This window comes from Gryllotalpicola sp. CP2-P1 (assembly GCF_057512245.1).
The window spans coordinates 1-2,363 of the sequence record NZ_JBLRDT010000287.1 but is presented as its reverse complement, the minus strand read 5'-3'; the positions used below and the strand labels follow the sequence as shown (position 1 = coordinate 2,363).

Here is a 2,363-nt window from a genome sequence, read left to right as displayed (position 1 = left end):
CGCGAGCGGCGGCCGTAGATGAGCTCGGAGGAATCGAGCAGCCACGGCACCAGTGCGATCACGACACCGTGCACGAGCATCAGCTCGCGGCTGATGCGGCGGGCGCGGTGGTTGTGCAGGATCTGCTCCCACCAGTGACCCACGATGTACTGCGGCAGGTAGACCGTGACGACCTCTGAGCCGCAGAACTCGCGGCGCTTCTTGATGTACTTCGCGAGGGGCAGCGCGTAGTCGCGGTACGGCGAGTCGATCAGCGTCAGGGGGACATGGATGTTCATGTCCTTCCACTGCTGCTTGAGCCGCTCGGTCGACTCGGCGTCGACGACGATGTGCACGGCCTCGATGGAGTCGTGCTTCGCCGCGATCGCGTAGTCGAGAGCCTTGAGCGCGGGCTTCTGCATCTTGCCGACGAGCACGATGGCGTGGTCGCCGGTCGATCCGAACTTGTCGCCGGGGTCGACCGCGACCTCGAGCTCGACGTCGCGGTAGTAGCGGTTCACGCCGAGCATCAGCAGCCACAGGATCGGCATGATGATGAAGACGACCCAGGCGCCGTGCGTGAACTTGGTGATCGTCACGACGATGAGCACGGATGCCGTGAGGATCGCGCCGAAGGCGTTGATGCTCAGACTGCGGATGATCGTGCCGCGGTTCATCAGCTCGCCGTCTTCCGTGCGGAACCCGGCCCCATCGCGGCCGTCGCGCAAGAGGCGCAGCCAGTGCCGCACCATGCCCGACTGACCGAGCGTGAACGAGACGAAGACGCCGATGATGTACAGCTGGATCAGGTTCGACAGGTTCGCCTGGTAGATGACCAGCAGTGCGATCGCCGCCAGCGCGAGACCGACCACGCCGTTCGAGAAGACGAGGCGGTCGCCGCGCGTCGACAGCGCCTTCGGCGCGTAGGAGTCCTTCGCGAGCACGTAGGTCAGCAGCGGGAATCCGTTGAACGCCGTGTTCGCGGCGAGCAGCAGGACGATCGCGGTGGCCGCCTGCACCACGAAGAACAGCACGGAGTTGTTGCCGAAGGTCGCCGCGGCGACCTGGGCGACGAGGCTGCGCTGTGGCTCGGTGGCGCACTGGGCCCAGCCGACGAGGTCGCACGGATTCTGCGCGTAGTGCACGTGCGAGATGAGGCCGACGACGACGAGTCCGACGAACAGCGTGACGGCGATGCCGCCGAGCATCAGCAGCGTGGTGCGCGCGTTGCGGATCTTCGGGACCCGGAACGCCTGCACGCCGTTCGCGATCGCCTCGACGCCGGTCAGGGCGGAGGCGCCGCTCGCGAACGCGCGCAGGAGCAGCAGAATCAGCCCGGCCTGCGTGAGCTGCTCGGCGTGCGCCACCGAGTAGCCGGCGGATTCCGCGACGGGGGGATGCCCGAGAGCGGTGCGCACGAGCGCCGTGATGATCATGACGGCGATGCTCGCGGCGAAGACATAGGTCGGGATCGCGAAGGCCTTGCTCGCCTCACGCACTCCCCGCAGGTTGACGACGGCGATGAGCGCGACGAACACGATCGAGAGCTCGACCCGGAACTCGTGCAGCATCGGCAGCGCCGAGATGATGTTGTCGACGCCGGAGGCGACCGACACGGCGACCGTCAGCACGTAGTCCGTGAGCAGCGCCGCGGCGACGATCAGGCCGGCTTTCTCGCCGAGGTTCTTGTGAGCGACCTCGAAGTCGCCGCCGCCCGAGGGGTACGCCCTGATCAGTTGGCGGTACGAGGCGACCACCGTGATGAGCACGATGACGACCGCCGCCGCGATCCAGGGCGAGAAGGCGAGGAAGGACACGCCGCCCGTCAGCAGGATCAGCATGAGCTCCTGCGGGCCATAGGCCACGGAGGACAGCGCGTCGGAAGCGAAGATGGGTAGGGCGAGACGCTTCGGCAGCAGCTGGCCCTCGAGCTTCTCGCTGGCGAGCGGCTCGCCGATCAGCCACCGTTTGGCCGAGAACGACTCGGCGGCTGAGGTCTTAGCCTCGTTTGTCACGAGCGGCAACTTTAGTACCCGCCAAACACCTGTCAAAACCGCATGAAGCCATGTCGGGATACCTCCCAGGGGGTGCTCAGCGGTGTATCACCTCCGCCAGTTCGTTCCCCACTCGGACCAGCTCCATGCGCAGTCGCTCCACCGCGGCATCCGTCAGCTCGTCGCGCGCGGCGGCCGCGCGCAGTTCGTTCCGCAGCCGCTGACGGAAGTCGCTCAGGGCGAGCTCGGCGTCGCGCAGCGCGAAGCGCGAGCGCGCCCGCGCGTCGGCGTCCGGCCCGGCGCTCGTCCCGGCGCCACCGGGCTTCGCGTGCTGCGCCGACCTCGCGAGCGCCGCGCGTGAGTCGGCGCAGCACGAGAAGCCCGGCGGCG

At 67.8% G+C, this 2,363-nt stretch carries 2 protein-coding genes; both read right to left on the bottom strand.

Annotated elements, in window-relative coordinates; translation table 11 throughout:
* On the bottom strand, nt 1–1,994 hold a 1,994-nt coding region (locus ACM2XV_RS14335), incomplete at its 3' end, for an APC family permease (protein WP_487027419.1).
* Nucleotides 1,995–2,070: 76 nt separating this feature from the next.
* The coding region (locus ACM2XV_RS14330) for a hypothetical protein (RefSeq protein WP_487027418.1) at nt 2,071–2,363 on the bottom strand (293 nt) is incomplete at its 5' end.